The sequence below is a fragment of the Acidovorax sp. FW305-C-20-28 genome, assembly GCF_058783375.1.
In genome coordinates this window covers 1-17,731 of the sequence record NZ_JBYSYM010000005.1, presented here as the reverse complement: position 1 = coordinate 17,731, position 17,731 = coordinate 1, and the positions used below count along the sequence as shown (strand labels likewise).

Below are 17,731 nucleotides of genomic sequence, written 5' to 3'. Positions count from 1 at the left end.
ACGCTCAGGCCTTGTGCAGGGCTGCTGCTGCGCGCGCCGTGGTGCGCTCCGATGACATCGACCAGGCAAAGATGCCCACACCGCAGATGCCCAGCACCACGCCGACCCAACCCGTGGACGTCCAGCCCAGGCCGGCCGCGATGGACACGCCGCCCAGCCATGCGCCCAGCGCATTGGCGGCGTTGAAGGCCGAGTGGTTGAGCGCGGCGGCCAGGGTCTGCGCGTCGCCGGCCACGTCCATCAGGCGGATCTGCAGCGCCGGGCCGATGGCGACCAGGGTGCCCAGGAAGAAGGTGGCCAGCGCGGCGCTGACCGGGTGGTGCGCGGCGGGAACGAAGAGCGCCAGCGCCAGGATGGACCACAGCAGCACCTTGCCGATGGCAGGCATGAGGGCCTTGTCGGCCATGCGCGAACCGACGATATTGCCCGCCACCATGCCCAGACCGAAGAGCGACAGCACGAAGGGCATGAGCGCGGGCGGCATGCCAGCCACCTCGAGCAGCGTGGGCTTGATGTAGCTGAACACGGCGAACATGCCGCCAAAGCCGATGGCGCCGATGCCCAGGGTGAACCACACCTGCTTGCGCGCCAGGGCGCCCAGCTCGCGCAGCGGGCTGGCGCCATGCGATGCCGGCATGTCGGGCACCCACAGGCGCACCATGACCACGGCGGCCACGGCAATAAGGCCCACAAAGACAAAGGCCGCGCGCCAGCCGAAGACCTCGCCCAGCGCGGCCGCGATGGGCACGCCCACCAGGGTGGCGGTGGTCAGCCCCAGCATGACCCAGCCCACGGCGCGCGCACGGCGCCCGGGCGGTGCCAGCGCCGCGGCCACCAGGGCCGCCACGCCGAAGTAGGTGCCGTGCGGCAGGCCGGTGAACAGGCGCATGGCACTGAGCGACAGGTAGCCCGGCGCCACGGCCGATGCGAAATTGCCCAGCGCATACACCACCATCAGCGCCATGAGCAGCGCGCGCCGGCCCCAGTTGGCACACAGCACGGCCAGCACCGGAGCACCCACCACCACGCCCAGCGCATAGGCGCTGATGACGTGGCCGGCCTGCGGAATGCTCACGCCGATGTCGCGTGCCACCTCGGGCAGCAGGCCCATGATGACGAATTCGCCCGTGCCGATGGAAAAGCCCCCGACTCCGAGGGCCAGCACGGCACGCACCAGGGTGCGGTCTTCGGTAGGGGTGTGGGCGATGGGCGACGGGGAGGACGGCAGGGGCGCGGTCATGGCGGCAACAGCAAGCAACAGGGCAGCGCTGCACCGGGCGCAATGGCGCGGCGCAGGGCATTCAGGGGGTGTGAGAATGGAACGGAGTTACAGGGGTAAACCCGAATTCCGTAACCATAGCACGGCCCGGCAAAACGTGCTGGCAGCGCCTGCCGGCCCGGCCTGCTACGCTGGAGGTGTTTTCACCCTACCGAGGCCCGCGCATGAGTACACCGAGCATTGCCGACGAACTCGCCAGCACCGTGAAGGTGCTGGCCTTCGACATCTTTGGCACCGTGGTGGACTGGCACGGCAGCATCGTGCGCGAGATGCAGGCGCTGTACCCGGCCATCGACGGCGATGCCTTCGCCATTGCCTGGCGCAGCGGCTACCAGCCGGCCATGGCGCGCGTGATGCGGGGCGAGCAGGGCTGGACGCGCATCGACGAGCTGCACCGCAGCATCCTCGACGAGATCCTGCCGCGCTTTGGCCTGTCGCACCTGACCGAGGCCGAGCGCTGGCACCTGAACCGCGTGTGGCACCGGCTGGACCCGTGGGCCGACAGCGTGGCCGGGCTCACGCGGCTCAAGACGAAGTTCACCCTCACCACGCTGTCCAACGGCAACATCGGCCTGCTCACCAACATGGCCAAGCGCGCGGGCCTGACGTGGGATTGCATCCTGAGCGCCGAAGTGTTCCGCGCCTACAAGCCCAGCCCTGAGACCTACCTGGGCGTGGCCCGCACCTTCGACCTGGAGCCCGCACAGGTGGCCCTGGTGGCGGCCCACCACGACGACCTGGCGGCGGCGCGCGGCTGCGGGCTGCGCACCATGTATGTGGAACGGCCGCTGGAATATGGGGCGGCGCATCCCAAGGACATCTCGGCGCAGGCAGGGAACGACCTGCACAGCACGCGGCTCACGGACCTGGCGACGCAGCTCGGTTGCTGATCGCCTAGCGCGCCGCCACCAGCAGCTGCACGAACATCTGCACCTTGGCGTGGCACTCGGGGCTGATGGAGGTGAACTCCAGCCCCGCCAGCCACTGCCCGCCCTCGGGCTTCAAGGTGATGACGCGCGCGTAGACGTCGGTGGCGCGGTACTCGACCAGGGTCAGGTCAAATTCGAGCTTGATCTCGCTGTGCAGGTCCAGCGGCTCGGTCATCTCCACCAGCAGGCCGTGGTAGCCGATGTCGCGGATGGCGGTGTGCACGATCTGCGGCACGATGATCTTGTCCTGGATGCGCTGGCACAGGCAGGGCAGGCGCGTGTCCACGCGGTGGCTGCGGCGAAACTCCTGGCGCGGCACCTTGAGCTTGCGCGAGGGAATCGCCACCAGCTCACGCAGGCCCACGGGCTGCTGGCGCCCCTTGACATAGACCTGCATGGGGGCCGATGCCGACACCAGCCCCCAGCAGCGCTGGTAGGTGGCCTCGCTGATGAGCACCTGGCCGCGCAGGCTGAAGGCTTCGATGCGCGAGGCGAGGTTCACCTCTTCGCCGATCACGGTGTATTCGGAGTACACGTCGGAGCCAAAACGCCCGGCCATCACGTTGCCGGTGTTCACACCAATGCCCAGGAAGACCTCGGGCAGGCGCTCACGCATGTGGGCCAGGTTCAGGTCGCGCATGGCCATCTGCATCTCGACCGCGCACATCAGCGCGCGGTCCACGTCGTCCTCGCGCGCCACGGGCGCGCCGAAGAGCACCATGATGGAGTCGCCCATGAACTTGTCGATGGCGCCCTGGTGCTTGAAGACCACCTCGCTGAGCACAGACAGGCAACGGTTGAGCGCGGCGATCACCACGCCCGCGGGCAGCGCGGCCGAGAGCGCGGTGAAGCCGCGCAGGTCGGCCAGCAGGATGGTGACCTCGCGCGGGGCCGCCACCACGCTGTCGTCCGCGGGCACGCCCTCGGGCCCGTCGGAGCCGCGCAGGATGGCGGCCATCTCGGCCGTAGCGGCTTCGCTGAGCGCGGCGCCCGTCTCACGGGCAATCAACGCCTGCAGGCGGCGCAGGGCGTCGTGGTTGAATTCTTTGTGCATGGCAACGGGCGGGGTTCCACAGGGGTCCGGGCGCTGCCGGGGGCGCGGCAGGCCACTCCAGCCAGAATAGGCGCGGCCCGCAGGCCGGTCAAGCCGCCCCCGGGAAAACAACCACAACAGGGGAAAGCGCCCTATGGACACAGGGCGCCCGCCGTGCTCGCGTCACCGCTCAGCAACGGTCCCTGGGGCCTGCTGCACCACCTGGTCGAGCATGCCGAAAGGCCCGGCGCCGCCCTGCCCGTCCAGCGCCAACATGCGCACCCGTTCGCCAAAGCGCAGAAAGGGCGTGCGCGGCGCGCCCTGGGCCAGGGTTTCGATCATGCGGCGCTCGGCAATGCAGCACGAGCCCATGGCCGCGTCGACATTGGAGACGGTGCCCGAGCCGATGAGGGTGCCGGCCGACAACCGGCGCGTACGCGCCGCGTGGGCGATGAGTTCGCCAAAGTGGAAATGCATGGCCCCACCGTGAGGGTGGCCACACCAGGCGTCGTTGCGGTGCACCTGCAGTTGCAGGTGCACGCGGCCGTCGCGCCAGGCCGGCCCCAGTTCGTCGGGCGTGACGGCGATCGGGGCGAAGGCCGTGGAAGGCTTGGCCTGCAAGAAGCCAAAGCCGCTTTTCGCCTCGCGCGGGCCGAAGCTGCGCAGGCTCCAGTCGTTGAGCAGCACCACCAGGCGCACATGCTGCAGGGCCTGCTGCGGGCCCACACCCATGGGCGTATCGCCCAGCACCACGGCGAACTCGCCTTCATAGTCGATGCCATCGTCTTCACTGGGCAGCGGCACCGGATCGTGCGGGCCGAGGAAGTCATCGGCCGCACCCTGGTACATGAGGGGAATGGTCTCGAAATCGGCGATGGGCGGGGTCTTGAAGGCGCGCTCCATGAGCCGGCCATGGTTCAGAAAGGCCGAGCCGTCGAGCCACTGGAAGCTGCGCGGCAACGGCGCCGCGCACTGCCGGGGATCGAACGGCACCGCCCCCACGGTGGTACGGGCGTCAGGGATGTCGAGGGCCTGCGACAGGCGCGCAAGGCCCGGCTGCACCGCATCCCAGCGCTGCAGCGCGTCGAGCATCGTCGCCGCCACGGGGTTGGCGTCCGCACAGTGGCTGGCATCGGCCGAGACGACGACCAGGCGGCCATCGGGCTGGCCGTTCTTGAGGGTGGCGAACTTCATGCCGCTTCCTTGTGCAGGGGGAGTACCGGATCGAAGATGGCGACCGCGCGCGTCCAGCCGGCCGACGCGCCGCGCACCTTGACCGGAAAGCACGAGATATAGAAGCCGCTGCCGGGCAAGGCTTCGAGGTTGTGCAGCTTTTCCAAATGGCAATAGCCGATGTCGCGACCGGCCTTGTGGCCCTCCCAGATCAGCGAGGCGTCGCGGCTCTCGGCATAGCGCTCGGCCGTGTAGGCAAACGGCGCGTCCCAGCTCCAGGCATCGGTGCCGGTCAGGCGCACGCCGCGCTCCAGCAAATACATGGTGGCCTCGTAGCCCATGCCGCAGCCGCTGCGGGTGTAGTGCGGCGTGCCGTAGGCGCTGCCCGCGCGGGTGTTGACGACCACGATCTCCAGCGGCTGCAGGCGGTGGCCGATGCGCGCGAGCTCGGCCTCCACATCGGCCGCCTGCACCACATAGCCGTCGGGCAGGTGGCGAAAGTCGAGCTTCACACCGGGCTGGAAGCACCAATTCAGGTCCACCTCGTCGATGGACAGGGCGCGCTGGCCACCGTCCATGGTGGAGGCGAAGTGGTAGGGCGCATCGAGGTGCGTGCCGTTGTGGGTGTTGAGCTGCACGTCTTCGACCGCCCAGGATTCGCCGTCGGGCAGGTCCTCCTTGCGCACGCCGGGGAAGAAGCGCGCCAGGTCGTCGAAGCTCATGTGGTGGTCGATGTAGCTGATGCGCGGGCCCAGGCCGGGTGGGTCGGAGACGACATCATTTTCAAGGTGCATCGAGATATCGACGATGCGGCGTGGGGATGCGATGGACATGGTGGAAGGCTTTCTCAGGATTCAGCGGTGAAACCGGTCTGCTTGATCAGGCCGCGCCACTGGTCGGCGTCGGCCTGCAGCATGCGGGCCAGGTCGGAGGCGCTGGAGGCGCGGATCTCCAGCCCGTACTGCTTGCCGAAGTCGACCACCTCGGGCTGGGTGAGCGCGGCCTGTAGCGCGTCGGACGCGCGCTTGACCACCTCGGGCGCGGCCTTGCCGGGCAGGAAGAAGCCATACCATTCGCTGACCTTGAGGGGATAGCCCAGTTCCTGCAAGGTGGGCACCTGGGGCAGGAACACCGAGCGCTTGCCCCCGGCAATGGCCAGCACGCGCAGCTTGCCGGTCTTGGTGTGCTGCAGGTAATCGCCGATGGGGCCCCAGAACGCCGGCACCTGCCCGCCCAGCAGGTCCTGCACGCCGGGCACGGTGCCGCGGTAGGCGATGTGGCGCATGTCGAGCTGCGTGATCTGCGACAGCAGCACGCCCACCATGTGCGGCATGGAGCCTGCGCCGGGGCTGCCGTAGTTGGCATTGTTGGGGTTGGCCTTGAGCCAGGCCAGGAAGTCGGTTAGCGTGCGCACGCTGTCGGGCACGCCCGGGCCCACGGCCAGGCCATGGTCGGTGTGCGCGGCCACCGAGACGGCCGTGACGTCGGCCAGCCCGTAGCGCAGCTTGGGGTAGGTGTAGGGGTAGATGGACAGCATGGACGAGGGCGTGATGAGCAGGTTGCTGCCGTCGGCCGCGCTGTCGCGCAGCGTGAGGATGCCGATCTGCCCGCCCGCGCCGGGCTTGTTCTCGACCACCACGGCGCCCGCGTACTTGCCACGCATGCGGTCGGCCACGCGGCGGGCCAGCGCGTCGATGGGACCGCCCGCCGGAAAGCCGATGAGGATGCGCGCGACATCCGGGATGCCCGTGGCGGCGTGGGAAGCATGGGCCCAGGTAGAAGGCAGCAACGCGGCTGCGGAAAGCTGGGTGAACCGGCGGCGGGTGGTCATGGTTTTGTCTCCTGCGGAATGGACTGCAATGGCTGCGGCAAAGGGGGCTGATCGAAGGCGGCGGGCTTAGTACTGGTCGCCTCTGCAAAAAAATTATACGAACGTACAAAACCAATTCCACCAGGGTTTGTACGAGTGTTCAATTGTTTTGCACGAACGTATAAATCAGACCATGGCACGCACCAAATCCCCTGATTCCATCTCGCCCGAGGCGTCCCCTCCAGCGCCGCGCAAGCGCGCTACCGGCAAGGCCCTGGCCGGCGCCAACGACCAGTTGGCCCCGAACCGGCAGGCCAACATCCTGCAGGCGGCCGAGCGGCTGTTTGCAGCACGTGGCTTCCATGGCGTGTCGATCCGCGACATTGCCGACGAGGCCGGCGTGCCGCTGGCCCTGGTGGGCTACTACTACGGCCCCAAGCTGTCGCTGTACCACGCGATCTTTCGCGCGCATGCGGGCTACATCGATGTGCGGCTGCAGTCGCTGGCCGAGGCGCAGCGCGCCGCCGCCCCCGAGCACCTGCTGGACGAGATCGTCAAGGCCTTTGTGCTGCCGGTGCTGGAGGTGGCGAGCCAGCCTGCAGGCCAGCACTTCCTGCGGCTGCTGTCGCGCGGCATGAGCGACCACCTGGAGGAGGACGAGCCCATCATCCGCGAGCTGTTCGACCCGCTCGCGCATTCGTTCATCGACGCCATTGCCAGCGCCCTGCCCCAGGCCACGCGCGGCCAGGTGGCCTGGTGCTACCAGTTCGCGTTGGGTGCGCTGCTGCACCATGTGAACGACCGGCGCATCGAGCGCCTGTCGTTCGGCCAGAACCAGCCCGGCGACGCGGCCGTGGCCGGGCCGCTGCTGGTGCGCTTCATCGCCCACGGCATGCGCGGCGCCTGCGGCAGGCCGGTGCACTGATGGCCCCGCAGTCCATGCGCCTGACCGGCGCGCCCTGAGGCGGCGCAGGCCGCCCCACCACACCGCTTTGACACGCCGGTGGCATGCCACCGGCGCGTGAGCCTGCGCGCGCCCTTGCCAAGACGGCAATGGCGCCAGCGACAGCGCCTGCCCGGCACCCCCCACCACGCCCAGCCCTTCGGAACGCCCGCCTTGCGAGCGCGCCGTGGACGGGTACGCCCTATACAAAACCTCCCCCATCCCCCCCACCACAGGAGACACCCCATGAAGTACCCCCTTCTCACCCCTGCCCTGCTGGCCAGTGCGCTGGCCGCCTTGAACGCCACCCCAGTCCATGCCCAACCCGCTTCCGGCCCGGGCCTGCAGCTCTACGGCCTGGTGGATGCGGCCGTGGGCCGCTTCGAGGGCGCGGCCGCTGGCGTGAACACGCTGGACCGGCCCATCGACAAGCTCGAAGGCGGCGGCATGTCCACCAGCCACTGGGGCGTGCGCGGCAATGAGGACCTGGGCGGCGGGCTCACGGCGGCGTTCGAACTGTCGTCTTTCCTGCGCAACGACTCAGGCGCGAGCGGGCGCAGCGACGCCCTGTCCGCACCCGTGAACGTCACGGGGGACCCGGTGTTCTCGCGCGCGGCCTGGGTCGGGCTGGCGCACCCCGACTGGGGGCGCGTGCGCCTGGGCAATGTCACTTCGCTCTTGTTCCTGAACAGCATCACCTCGAATGCGTTCGGCGATTCCACCGTCTTCGGGCCGCTGAACCTGGTGACCTTCATCGGCGCGCCGCTCACAGGCGGTACGGGCTGGGCGAACTCCGTGGTGTACGACAGCCCCACCTGGGCGGGCGTGAGTGCATCGGCGGCACATGCGCTGTCAGAGGGCCAGGGCGGCGGCAACAGCGCCGTGCGCGTGGCCTACGGCCAAGGACCGTTCGCAGCCTCGGTGGCCTGGCAGAGCGTGGCGAAGAACCCGGTCACCTTTGCCGACGGCACCTCGCCCAACGACACGCGAGCCTGGCAGCTCGCGGCCTCGTACGACTTCACGGCGGTGAAGGTGTTTGCCCATATCGGGCGCATCCAGAACCGGGGGACGGCCGCCGTGCCACTCGACGTGGGCTACCGCGTGTGGGATGTGAGTGCCGCTGTGCCCATTGGCGCCGGCCGGCTGCTGGCCGGCTATGCATCGCGCCGTACGGGCGATGCCGTGGGGCCGGTGCCGGCCACTGTGGCCGGGGGCAATGTGCAGCGGCGGGTCTTCACGGTGGGGTACGACCACTTCCTGTCGAAACGCACCGACCTCTACCTGGTGGCCATGCGCGACAGCACGCGCACGCAGACCTTGCCGGCGCCGCCGCGTGTGCTGGATGCACAGGGCACCAGCTTCGCGCTGGGCATGCGGCACCGCTTCTGAGGATCAGATGGCCAGGGCGCCGTTGGGATCATCCACCCACTGGCGCTGCACGCAGTGGAAGGCCGTGGTCTCTGGGTCATAGTCCCAGCGCGAGGCCCAGCGCTGTGCCTTGTCGGGGCTGGCCGGGTCAGCCTCGTGGCTCAGGATGACCAGGCTGTTGGGGTAGCCGTGGCGCAACCGGTGCGACACGGCCGTGCCGGCCTGGCTGACCCACAGGCCCGGCAGCGGCTGCAGCAGGCCCGCAGCATGGGCGTGGCCCGAGAGCAGCATCTGCGCGCCCGCATCGCGCCAGCGCAGCAGGGCCTCCTCGGCACGTGCGGGGCGGTGGGCCTTGTCCTGCGCATTGCGGGCCGTGAGCGGATGGTGGGCAACAACGATGCGCCAGGGCTCCTCGTAGGCCTCGGCCAGTTCCTTCTCGACACGGGCGATCTGGGCGCCCGACAGGCTACCTCGCTCATGGCGCCAGGGGCGCGTGGTGTTCACCCCGACGATGAAGAAGCGGCCCAACTGGCGCACGGGCTCCAGGTCGCTGCCGAACTCCTGCCCGAAGCGCTGGTAGGCGCGCCCCCAGCGCAGCCACCAGGCAAACAGCGGCAGATCGTGGTTGCCGGGCAGTACCACGGCGGCACCCGCATCGAGGCCCCGGATGAAGCTGGCAGCCTGGGCAAACTGCTCCGGGGTGGCGCGCTGCGTGACGTCGCCCGAGACCACCACCACCGACACCCCGAGCTGGCGGGCCAGCGCCTGCACCGCGCGGCAGACCACGGGTTCGTGGGCACCGAAGTGCAGGTCGGACAGGTGCATCAGTACGGACATGGGCGTAGGGTACAGGCGCGGGGCAGGATCAGTCCACCCTTCAGCCCGGCGCCACGGCAGTGGCCCCCAGCACGGGCAGGGGCACGGCGGCAGGGGCCACGGGCTCATCGGCGGCCACACTCTCCTGCACCGTTGGCGAGGCGGCCGCGGGGTCACGGTCGAGCGTGGTGCGCGTGACCAGCCACAGCGGCCTGTCGTGCACGCGAAAACGCAGCGGCGGCGCCATCCACTCACGCTCGCCATCGAAGGCCACCTTCACCTGGGCCGGGCGCCAGCTCGCGGGGGCCACGGTCATCTCGGCGCAGGCCATGCTCACCACGGCCGGGTCGCGCGCGAGCTGGCCCGTGGCCGCGTTCCACACGGTGCGGGCCACGGCCCAACGGCCCTGTGGCTGCAGCAGGATGACCGCCAGTTGACCGCCGTCGGCGACCGACTTCGCTTGCACCACCCCCATGCGATCGAGCTGCAATGGGTTGTTGCCCACGAACAGCGTGGTGACCAGGTGCTCTTCCTGCCGGGCCTGCGCGCCTTCGTGCGTGCGCAGGATCACGCGCCAGCGGCGCCCGCCGGCGGGGCGGAACATGCTCCACACGGCCGACAGGATGGCCACCATGCGCGAGCGGCCAAAGCGCTTGGAGGCCATTTCGCGCTCGGCCAGCAGGCGCGGGTACAGGCCTACGGCGGCATTCACCACGAACATGCGGTCGTTGACGAAACCCACCTGCACGGGGCGCATATCGCCCAGCTCCATGGCGCGCAGCATGTCCTGCACGGCCACCTCGGGATCGAGCGCGAGGCCATGCTCGCGGCTGAAGTAGTTGAAGGTGCCCATGGGGATCACCCCCATGGGCACGCCCGCCTGCAGCGCCGCAGAGGCCACGGCGTTGATGGTGCCATCGCCGCCCGCGGCCACCACCAGCCCGGCATCGACCTGGGCTGCGCGCACGGCCGTGTAGGCCAGGTCGACGATGTCGCCGCGCTGGTCGGGTACATGCCACACCACGTCGTGCGCATGCGCTGCGAAGGCGCCTTCGAGCTTGGCGCGCACCAGGTCGAAGTCGGCGCCGGGGCGCTTGGGCACCACGAGGTGGATGCGCCCATGGGGGTGGACGGCAGGAGGGCGTTCGGCGAGGGTCATGGGTGCATGAGAACAGGCATGGGTCCGCGGCACGGGAGAACAATGATGGCACCGCTACCGGGCGATGGTGCCCTGCCTGCGGGCCGGGGCCTGTCAGCCACGGCGCTGTGCGTTTGTCGGCGCCTTGTCCTACATTCACAGCGGCTGCAAAGGGCTGTTGCGCAATGGGGTACAACCGGCACCCTTGCATGTTCCCATGACTTTTTCCGCATGCCCCTGACGAAAGCGCCGCCCCCATGATGATGCCGGATGCCCTTGCCATAGGCACCCTGGTTGCCAGCTACCCGCTGGGCTGGTGGCTCGCAGGGCTGGTCCTGGCCAGTTTGGTGGGGCCCGCATCGCTGTGGGGATTGCGCGCGCTGCGTCGCCATGGCGGCCCCCTGGTGCACAAGGCACTGCCCACCCTGGCGCCCCTGGATGCGCGCTGGATACTGCTGGCCGGGATGGCCGCAGCGGCCTGCGCCATGGTGCTGGCGGGCAGCGTGATGGCCGAGCTGGCCGAGAGCGGCAGCGAACGCGGCGCCGACGACTGGGGCGCGCTGGACGACGCCATCGCGGCCGGCCTGCGCCTGCATGCGCCCGCCGAAGTGCTGCGCCTTTTCGCCACCCTGACCCACCTGGGCGACACCGCCGTGCTCACCGCCTTGACCGCCGTGGTGGGTGCCGCGCTGTGGTGGCATGGCCAGCGGCTGCTGGCCACGGGCTGGCTGGCGGCCATGGCGGGCAACGGGGCGCTGACGCGCATCCTCAAGGCCATTTTCGAGCGTGCCCGGCCCGAGCACCTGCACCACGGCGTGGCCCAGGCCGATGGCTACAGCTTTCCCAGCGGGCACAGCAGTGCCTCGATGGTGGCCTACACCCTGCTGGCCTACCTGGCCACGCGCCTGCTGCCGGCGCGCTGGCACATGCCCTGTGCGGTGCTTGCGGGCATGCTGGTCTTCACCACGGGCTGGAGCCGCATGGTGCTGCAGGTGCACTACGCCAGCGACGTGCTCGCGGGCTGGCTGCTGGGCGGCACCTGGATGGTGTGCACGGTGCTGGTGATCGAGAGCGTGGCCCGCTGGCGCCAGGCAGTGCGGGCCGCCACGCCCGCGCGCAGCTGAACGCTGCCGCGCTGCATGCTCAGCGCAGCACCGGCAGCACCACCCGGGAGGGCCGGCCGGCCCCCATGTGCACGCTGTTGCGTGCCACCACACGCGGCCCGGCGCTCCCCTCGGGCGCGCCGGTGTTGGGGTTCACATCGAAGCGGGGGAAGTTGCTGCTCGATAGGTCCAGCCGGATGCGGTGCCCCTTGCGGAACAGGTTGGAGGTGGGCATGGGCTCGATGCTGATCTGCACCACCTCGCCGGGCTGCATCATGGCGGGCGCCTCCCACGAACGCCGGTAGCGGCAGCGCAGGATGCCGTCCGTGAGGTTCATCGCGTAGCCCTCGGGGTAATCCTCGCTGGGCGGGTACAGGTCGATCAGCTTGGCGGTGAAGTCGGTGTCGGGCGCCGTGGAAGACACCCACAGCTCGATGGTGATGGGGCCCGAGACCTCCACATCCTCTTGCAGCACCGGTGTCTGGAAGACCAGCACATCGGGCCGCTGCGCCAGCGGTCCATATGGCGCCTGGGCGCCGAAGGTCTGCGCGCTGCTGCGCTGGTCGTAGGCCCCGGCCACCATCAGGGGCTCGCCCGAGGTGATGGAGCCACCCAGCGTGGGCACCGGGCATGCGGGGTCGAAATCGAAGGCCAGCACGTCACCACGCCCTGGCGCCTGGGGGGACAGGCTGCCATCGGCCCCCAGGTACCAGGGAATGAAATCGGTGCCGGGTAGGGGCCAGCGGCTGGCGCTGCGCCAGCAGCCCCCATGCTCCAGCCGGCCCTCAGGCGTGCGCCGCCCCGAGCCGCCGCCCATGCGGAAGTAGCGCACGCCCTCGTCCATGCCCTGCGGCATGGGTGCACCCTTGAGCCAGTGGTCGAACCAGGCGAGCCGCATGGCCACGTAGTCGGGGGCCAGCGAACCATCGAGCACGGCGGTGGGACCAAAGTCCACGTCGCCGGCATACGGTACGCTGCGCTCGCCATGCGTCCAGGGGCCTAGCACCATGCGCACACCCTTGTTACCGCGCTGGGCGAGCCCGAGATAGTTGTCGGTGGTGGTCTGCGCATAGGGGTCCCACCAGCCGCACATGAGCATCATGGCCACGCCGTCGAGCGCGCCGTAGTGGCCCGCGGCATACAGCTCGGGCTGGCGCCAGTAGGCATCGAAGCTGCCGCGCTCCCATTGGCCGAAGAGGTAGTCCTCGTACTCGGGCGCCCACTGCAGGGGCGAGTCGCCACGCGACCAGGGCAGGCGCAGGAACCACTCGCCGATGTCGGCCTGCGCCAGCGCCTGGCGCGCGGCATCGCCGAGCTGGGTGCTGCCGCTGCAGGCGTTGCGTAGCGCCCAGACGGCCTGCTTGAGCTCGAACGCGCCGCCGTGGCGTATGCCGCCGCGGTAGGCATTGGCAAAGCCCCCGCATTCGAGGAACATGGCCTTGAGCCCCCCGGGCCGCTGGCTGGCCAGCGCCGTCTGGGTATGGGCCGCGTACGACAGGCCATAGGTGCCCACGGCGCCGTTGCACCAGGGCTGGGCGGTGATCCACTGCAGGGTGTCGGCACCGTCATGGGCCTCGCCCAGGTACTTGGTGAACTGGCCTTCGGAATCGAAGCGGCCGCGGCAGTCTTGCACCACCACGGCGTAGCCCGCCTCGGCAAAACGCGCGGCCACTTCGCCACGGCGCATGGGCGACGGATTGGCGGCGGTGCGCTCGCGCCGGGTTTCGGCGTCCTTGCCATAGGGGGTGCGCTCCAGCAGCACGGGCAGCGGTCCCGCCATGTCGGCCGGCAGATAGAGGTCGGTGGCAAGGTGCACCCCGTCGCGCATGGGCACGCGGTGGGTGTGCCGGGTCACGCCGCCGTGCGTGGCGGCTGCAGTATGGGAAAGCTGGGTCATGGAAATATCCCGCCACTCAGTCGAGCTTGAGGTTGCGTTCCTTGACCAGCTTGGCCCAGCGTGCCGTGTCTTCCTGGATGAAACGCGCCAGCTCCTGCGGCGTGGTGGGTGCCGGCTCGGCCCCCTGGGCCACCAGCAGGTTGGCCACCTCGGCATCGCCCAGCGACGCGTTGAGGGCCCGGCTGACCTTGTTCACCACATCGGGCGGCGTGCCCGTGGGGGCGAAGAGGGCGTACCAGATGTCGTACTCGAAATCTTTCACGCCGGCCTCGGCCATGGTCGGCACCTGGGGAAAAGCGCGCGAGCGCTTGGCACTGGCCACCGCCAGGGGCACGAGCCGGCCGGCCTTGATGTGCGCGAACACGCTGGGCACCGCATTCATGCCCAATTGCACATGGCCGCCCACCAGCTCGTTCACGGCGGGGCCGCCGCCCTTGTAGGGGATCTGGACCATCTTGGTGCCCGTGGCCGCCTGGAACATCTCCATCGACAGGTGGCCGGGGCTGCCATTGCCGCTGGTGCTGTAGTTCAGCGTGCCCGGGCTCTTGCGCGCCAGGTCGACCAGCTCGCGCACGCTGCGGGTCTGCAGGCCGGGGTGCGTGGTGAGGATGGGCACGTTGATCACCACCCGCCCCACGGGCACGAAGTCGCGCGAGGGGTTGTAGGACAGCTTGCTGGACAGCAGCGGCGCCGTGACCATGCCCGAGCCCGCGCCCATGAGCAGGGTGTAGCCATCGGCCGCAGACGCGGTCACTGCCTGGAAGCCGTGCGCACCGGGCCGGTTGTCGATGACGACGGGCTGCCGCCATTGATCCGACATCTTGCGCGCCACCACACGCATGGCCGTATCGGCAGCTGCCCCTGCCGGGAACGGGACCACGATGCGCACGGGCTTTTCAGGGAATTCGGCCGCCCCTGCGGCCAGGGGATGGACCACCAAGAAGGAAAGTGCCATCAGGGAGAGGACTTGCGGGATTCGGGACATAAGACAGCTCGATGTGGATGGCAAGGAAGAACGGTGTTGGGGCCGGGTTTCAGAAGTCATGGCGGATCCCTGCGCCCACGGCGCGCACGGCCACGTTGCGGCGGCTCGAATCGATGCCGTCACGGTCGATGAAGGCCTGCAGTTCGGTGCGCTTGGACAGGGCATAGGTATACGCCACCTGCTGGCGCTTGCGCAGCCCCTGGCGCGAGGCCTGCACGTCGCGCTGCATCACATTGACCACCAGGGCATGCTGACCCGCGGAGAAGCGGCTGCCCACCAGCCAGTAATCCACGTCGGCACGTGCGGTGGCGCTGGTGGTGGCATAGCGGTCGCGGCCCAGCAGCACATAGGGCTCGACGGCACCGAAGTCGTAGCGCAGGCCCGCCTGCCATTTGCTCGCGAACTCGTTGGCCAGCGGGCCGCCGGGGCGTGTGTCCTTGCCATAGCCGATGCCGGCGGACCAGGGCCCGTCCACGTAGTTCAGGCCCAGGTCGAGCGACTTGGCGCCGCTTTCCTGCTCGGGCGTCTTGGCGTCGCCGCGCAGGTAGTAGCGCGCACGCAGGTTCACGCCGCCCCAGGTCGGGCTCTGGTAGCCCAGCGAATTGGAGGTGCGGTTGCGCGCATTGAGGATGGAGGTACCGATGGCCGTGGCCCCGGCATCGTTGGCCGCGAACGAGGTGATGCGCGTGACCTGCGAGTACAGCGGCGAGCCCGTGGGGTTGGCCGAATCGAGCCGGCCCAGCGCCAGCGTTCCCAGGCCGCCGCGCAGCGCCACGTAGCTGTTGCGGAATGCGGGCGTGGTGGCGGCGCCCGAGTCGGCTTCGAGCCCCATCTCCAGGCCGAACAAGGCGGCCATGCCGTCACCCAGGTCCTCCTTGCCGCGAAAGCCCAGGCGCGAGGCGTTGTCGCGCTCTTCCATCACGGAGCCGGCATTGCCGACCTTGACGTTGTTGACGGTGAGCCGCACCTGGCCGTAGACCTGCAGGTCTTGCGTTTGCGCTGCGGCGGGTGTGCCGGCAGACAGGAATACCAGGCCGCTGGCAGCCAGCGCGGCGGGGGAAATAGGCCTCATGAATCTCGCTCCTCGAACAGGGTGTGGGTTCAGACGCCACGAATTCTGTGGAGCGAGGCAGGTCCCTACAACGCTATGACAAAGCCGTATTACCCTATGCGGATTGCGGCGCGTTTGCAGCCGCGCAGCGGCGGTGCAAAGATGCACGCACGCACCCGGCAACCCAGACGGCTTCTTATCTGCCCTCCATGAACTTCAAACAGCTCGAGGCCTTCCACGCGATCATGCTCAGTGGCTCGACCACCGCGGCGGCCGAGCGCCTGGGCCTGTCGCAGCCGGCCGTCAGCCGGCTGCTGGCGCAGCTGGAGGAGAGCCTGGCGCTGCGCCTGTTCGTGCGCGAGAAGGGGCGACTGACGCCGACGGCCGAGGCGCAGGCCCTGCGCAGCGATGCCCAGGGGCTGATGGACTCGGCCCAGTGCTTTCGCCGGCATGCCGAGCAGTTGCGCCTGGGCGGGTTCCGGCGGCGGCTGCTCAAGGTGGCGGTGCCCAACACCCTGGCCACCACGCTGATGCCCACGCTGGCGCAGCGCTTCATGCAGGCGCATCCTGACGTGGTGGTGGAGGTGCTCTCGGGCTCGTACAGCGATGCGGAGCAGGCCCTGCTCGGCCGCGAGGCGGATATCGGCCTGGTGCGCCTGCCCATGGAGATGCAGGGGCTGAGCACCCGCGCCACACTGGAATCCGAGGCCGTGTGCATCATGCCCAAGGGCCATGCGCTGGAGCAACTGGCCGAGGTGAGCCCCGACGACCTGATCGACTGCAGCCTGGTGCTGCTGGGCCGCCAGCGCCAGATACGCCACGAGATCGACATGGCCTTCCGCCAGAAGCGCGTGCAACCGCGCGTGGCGCTGGAGGTGCACTCGGTGAGCGAGGCCTGTGCCCATGTGGCGCAGGGGCTGGGTGTGTCCATCGTCAACGCGCTGCTGGCACGGCATTGCCCGATGGGCGGCATCACGGCGCGGCCGTTCAAGCCGCACATCGCCTACCAGCTGGCCATTGCCACCCTGAGCCATGCGCCGGCCTCGCCCCTGCACGACACCTTCACGCAGTTGCTGGTGGAGGCGATGGTGTTGCCCGACCTTGCAAACGAGCGGCCCGCCAAGGCGGGTTGAGTGAACCAGCGCCCGATCAGATCGCGACCAGGTTGCGGATTCCCTTGGCTTCCATCTCGCTGCCAGGGCCCCGCGCAATGACTTCGCCGCGCTCCATGACGAGGTACTGGTCGGCCAACTCCTGCGCGAAGTCGTAGTACTGCTCGCACAGCAGGATGGCCATCTCGCCCTTGTCGGCGAGCATGCGGATCACGCGGCCGATGTCCTTGATGATGCTGGGCTGGATGCCTTCGGTGGGTTCGTCCAGGATCAACAGTCGCGGCCCGGGCGCGAGCGCACGCGCAATGGCCAGCTGCTGCTGCTGCCCACCCGAGAGGTCGCCCCCGCGGCGGCGCAGCATCTGCTTGAGCACCGGGAACAGCTCGTACAGGTGCGGCGGCACGGGGGTGGCGCCGCTCTTGTAGGCCAGGCCCATGCGCAGGTTCTCTTCCACCGTGAGGCGGCCGAAGATCTCGCGGCCCTGGGGGACGAAGCCGATGCCGGCGCGGGCGCGGTCGTAGGGGGCGGTCTTGTCGATGGGCTTGCCGTCGAACTGGATGGAGCCGCTCTTGATGGGGACCAGGCCCATGAGGCTTTTGAGCAGGGTGGTCTTGCCCACGCCGTTGCGGCCGAGGAGGACGGTGACCTTGCCGGGTTCGGCGGTGAGGCTCACGTCGCGCAGGATGTGGGAGCCGCCGTAGTACTGATTGATGTTTTGGACGGTGAGCATTGTTTTCTGCCTCTGTCAGGGGTTCGGGGCTATGGTTGCTTCTGCTCTTGTTTTAAGGGCGGAGGCCGGGATGTGCGCCCGGCGGCGCAGTAACTTTCTCTTGTCTCGCCAAGAGAAAGTCACCAAAGAGAAGGCGACCCCCAGTCTGCGTCCCTTCGCTGCGCTACGGGCAACCTGCGATGCTCGGATCTGGGGTGGTGCCGCAGAACTCGCTGCGTTCTTCGAACTCCGCTCAAACAGCTGCGGCAAGCTAGACGACGAAGTGCATGTGTCCTTCGGCACACACGCCCACCCCAGCTCCTGCGCTTCTCGGCGCAGCCAGAAGGGGTGGGGAGCGGGTACCACTCGGCTGCTGCTTGCGCAG

The 17,731-nt window shown here is 69.2% G+C and carries 16 protein-coding genes; 5 read left to right on the top strand and 11 right to left on the bottom strand.

Annotated features, from left to right (window positions below):
• Positions 1 to 4 precede the first annotated feature (4 nt).
• A complete protein-coding gene (locus AC3WOH_RS07785) occupies positions 5 to 1,240 on the bottom strand; it encodes an MFS transporter (protein WP_492228789.1) in 1,236 nt (411 codons plus the stop codon).
• A 203-nt stretch (positions 1,241 to 1,443) separates the two neighbouring features.
• Here AC3WOH_RS07785 and AC3WOH_RS07780 point away from each other — a divergent pair, with 203 nt between their 5' ends.
• Complete coding sequence (locus AC3WOH_RS07780; RefSeq protein WP_492228788.1) at positions 1,444 to 2,169, top strand: haloacid dehalogenase type II; 726 nt, start codon at positions 1,444 to 1,446, stop codon at positions 2,167 to 2,169.
• A 4-nt stretch (positions 2,170 to 2,173) separates the two neighbouring features.
• Here the strand turns inward: AC3WOH_RS07780 and AC3WOH_RS07775 are convergent, their stop codons facing one another.
• The 4 genes from AC3WOH_RS07775 to AC3WOH_RS07760 all read right to left on the bottom strand — a co-directional run bounded on the left by AC3WOH_RS07775 (position 2,174) and on the right by AC3WOH_RS07760 (position 6,245).
• Complete coding sequence (locus AC3WOH_RS07775; protein ID WP_492228787.1) at positions 2,174 to 3,262, bottom strand: adenylate/guanylate cyclase domain-containing protein; 1,089 nt, start codon at positions 3,260 to 3,262, stop codon at positions 2,174 to 2,176.
• Between the two features lie 162 nt (positions 3,263 to 3,424).
• A complete protein-coding gene (locus AC3WOH_RS07770) occupies positions 3,425 to 4,435 on the bottom strand; it encodes a fumarylacetoacetate hydrolase family protein (RefSeq protein WP_492228786.1) in 1,011 nt (336 codons plus the stop codon).
• Complete coding sequence (locus AC3WOH_RS07765) at positions 4,432 to 5,247, bottom strand: cyclase family protein (RefSeq protein WP_492228785.1); 816 nt, start codon at positions 5,245 to 5,247, stop codon at positions 4,432 to 4,434. The genes AC3WOH_RS07770 and AC3WOH_RS07765 overlap by 4 nt, the downstream gene beginning before the upstream one ends.
• A gap of 14 nt (positions 5,248 to 5,261) precedes the next feature.
• Positions 5,262 to 6,245 carry a tripartite tricarboxylate transporter substrate-binding protein gene (locus AC3WOH_RS07760; RefSeq protein WP_492228784.1) on the bottom strand — a complete coding sequence of 328 codons (984 nt, stop codon included), beginning with the start codon at positions 6,243 to 6,245 and terminating at the stop codon, positions 5,262 to 5,264.
• A 172-nt stretch (positions 6,246 to 6,417) separates the two neighbouring features.
• Here AC3WOH_RS07760 and AC3WOH_RS07755 point away from each other — a divergent pair, with 172 nt between their 5' ends.
• Both AC3WOH_RS07755 and AC3WOH_RS07750 read left to right on the top strand, forming a co-directional pair.
• Complete coding sequence (locus tag AC3WOH_RS07755) at positions 6,418 to 7,149, top strand: TetR/AcrR family transcriptional regulator (protein WP_492228783.1); 732 nt, start codon at positions 6,418 to 6,420, stop codon at positions 7,147 to 7,149.
• Between the two features lie 264 nt (positions 7,150 to 7,413).
• Complete coding sequence (locus AC3WOH_RS07750; protein ID WP_492228782.1) at positions 7,414 to 8,556, top strand: porin; 1,143 nt, start codon at positions 7,414 to 7,416, stop codon at positions 8,554 to 8,556.
• 3 nt (positions 8,557 to 8,559) lie between these two features.
• Here the strand turns inward: AC3WOH_RS07750 and AC3WOH_RS07745 are convergent, their stop codons facing one another.
• Complete coding sequence (locus AC3WOH_RS07745; RefSeq protein ID WP_492228781.1) at positions 8,560 to 9,372, bottom strand: metallophosphoesterase family protein; 813 nt, start codon at positions 9,370 to 9,372, stop codon at positions 8,560 to 8,562.
• A 40-nt stretch (positions 9,373 to 9,412) separates the two neighbouring features.
• Positions 9,413 to 10,510: a diacylglycerol/lipid kinase family protein gene (locus AC3WOH_RS07740; RefSeq protein WP_492228780.1), complete on the bottom strand. Its 1,098-nt coding sequence runs from the start codon at positions 10,508 to 10,510 to the stop codon at positions 9,413 to 9,415.
• A 236-nt stretch (positions 10,511 to 10,746) separates the two neighbouring features.
• Between AC3WOH_RS07740 and AC3WOH_RS07735 the strand changes: the two genes are divergently transcribed.
• Positions 10,747 to 11,613 (top strand): phosphatase PAP2 family protein, encoded by an 867-nt coding sequence (locus tag AC3WOH_RS07735; RefSeq protein ID WP_492228779.1) that lies wholly within the window; start codon positions 10,747 to 10,749, stop codon positions 11,611 to 11,613.
• 19 nt (positions 11,614 to 11,632) lie between these two features.
• Here AC3WOH_RS07735 and AC3WOH_RS07730 read toward each other — a convergent pair whose 3' ends face one another.
• The 3 genes from AC3WOH_RS07730 to AC3WOH_RS07720 all read right to left on the bottom strand — a co-directional run bounded on the left by AC3WOH_RS07730 (position 11,633) and on the right by AC3WOH_RS07720 (position 15,546).
• A complete protein-coding gene (locus AC3WOH_RS07730; RefSeq protein WP_492228778.1) occupies positions 11,633 to 13,489 on the bottom strand; it encodes a CocE/NonD family hydrolase in 1,857 nt (618 codons plus the stop codon).
• Between the two features lie 16 nt (positions 13,490 to 13,505).
• Entirely contained in the window at positions 13,506 to 14,444 is a 939-nt protein-coding gene (locus AC3WOH_RS07725) for a Bug family tripartite tricarboxylate transporter substrate binding protein (RefSeq protein ID WP_492228777.1), read from the bottom strand.
• Between the two features lie 79 nt (positions 14,445 to 14,523).
• Positions 14,524 to 15,546, bottom strand: a complete 1,023-nt coding sequence (locus AC3WOH_RS07720) for a porin (RefSeq protein ID WP_492228776.1) — start codon at positions 15,544 to 15,546, stop codon at positions 14,524 to 14,526.
• A 188-nt stretch (positions 15,547 to 15,734) separates the two neighbouring features.
• Here AC3WOH_RS07720 and AC3WOH_RS07715 point away from each other — a divergent pair, with 188 nt between their 5' ends.
• Positions 15,735 to 16,658 carry a LysR family transcriptional regulator gene (locus tag AC3WOH_RS07715; RefSeq protein WP_492228775.1) on the top strand — a complete coding sequence of 308 codons (924 nt, stop codon included), beginning with the start codon at positions 15,735 to 15,737 and terminating at the stop codon, positions 16,656 to 16,658.
• Positions 16,659 to 16,674: 16 nt separating this feature from the next.
• Here the strand turns inward: AC3WOH_RS07715 and urtE are convergent, their stop codons facing one another.
• Entirely contained in the window at positions 16,675 to 17,367 is a 693-nt protein-coding gene (gene urtE, locus AC3WOH_RS07710) for an urea ABC transporter ATP-binding subunit UrtE (protein ID WP_492228774.1), read from the bottom strand.
• Positions 17,368 to 17,731 lie beyond the last annotated feature (364 nt).

Excerpts from the sequence above, each read along its gene's own strand:
- AC3WOH_RS07785 (WP_492228789.1), bottom strand. The coding sequence starts at position 1,240 with ATGACCGCGCCCCTGCCGTCCTCCCCGTCGCCCATCGCCCACACCCCT.
- AC3WOH_RS07780 (WP_492228788.1), top strand. The coding sequence starts at position 1,444 with ATGAGTACACCGAGCATTGCCGACGAACTCGCCAGCACCGTGAAGGTG.
- AC3WOH_RS07775 (WP_492228787.1), bottom strand. The coding sequence starts at position 3,262 with ATGCACAAAGAATTCAACCACGACGCCCTGCGCCGCCTGCAGGCGTTG.
- AC3WOH_RS07770 (WP_492228786.1), bottom strand. The coding sequence starts at position 4,435 with ATGAAGTTCGCCACCCTCAAGAACGGCCAGCCCGATGGCCGCCTGGTC.
- AC3WOH_RS07765 (WP_492228785.1), bottom strand. The coding sequence starts at position 5,247 with ATGTCCATCGCATCCCCACGCCGCATCGTCGATATCTCGATGCACCTT.
- AC3WOH_RS07760 (WP_492228784.1), bottom strand. The coding sequence starts at position 6,245 with ATGACCACCCGCCGCCGGTTCACCCAGCTTTCCGCAGCCGCGTTGCTG.
- AC3WOH_RS07755 (WP_492228783.1), top strand. The coding sequence starts at position 6,418 with ATGGCACGCACCAAATCCCCTGATTCCATCTCGCCCGAGGCGTCCCCT.
- AC3WOH_RS07750 (WP_492228782.1), top strand. The coding sequence starts at position 7,414 with ATGAAGTACCCCCTTCTCACCCCTGCCCTGCTGGCCAGTGCGCTGGCC.
- AC3WOH_RS07745 (WP_492228781.1), bottom strand. The coding sequence starts at position 9,372 with ATGTCCGTACTGATGCACCTGTCCGACCTGCACTTCGGTGCCCACGAA.
- AC3WOH_RS07740 (WP_492228780.1), bottom strand. The coding sequence starts at position 10,510 with ATGACCCTCGCCGAACGCCCTCCTGCCGTCCACCCCCATGGGCGCATC.
- AC3WOH_RS07735 (WP_492228779.1), top strand. The coding sequence starts at position 10,747 with ATGATGATGCCGGATGCCCTTGCCATAGGCACCCTGGTTGCCAGCTAC.
- AC3WOH_RS07730 (WP_492228778.1), bottom strand. The coding sequence starts at position 13,489 with ATGACCCAGCTTTCCCATACTGCAGCCGCCACGCACGGCGGCGTGACC.
- AC3WOH_RS07725 (WP_492228777.1), bottom strand. The coding sequence starts at position 14,444 with ATGGCACTTTCCTTCTTGGTGGTCCATCCCCTGGCCGCAGGGGCGGCC.
- AC3WOH_RS07720 (WP_492228776.1), bottom strand. The coding sequence starts at position 15,546 with ATGAGGCCTATTTCCCCCGCCGCGCTGGCTGCCAGCGGCCTGGTATTC.
- AC3WOH_RS07715 (WP_492228775.1), top strand. The coding sequence starts at position 15,735 with ATGAACTTCAAACAGCTCGAGGCCTTCCACGCGATCATGCTCAGTGGC.
- urtE (WP_492228774.1), bottom strand. The coding sequence starts at position 17,367 with ATGCTCACCGTCCAAAACATCAATCAGTACTACGGCGGCTCCCACATC.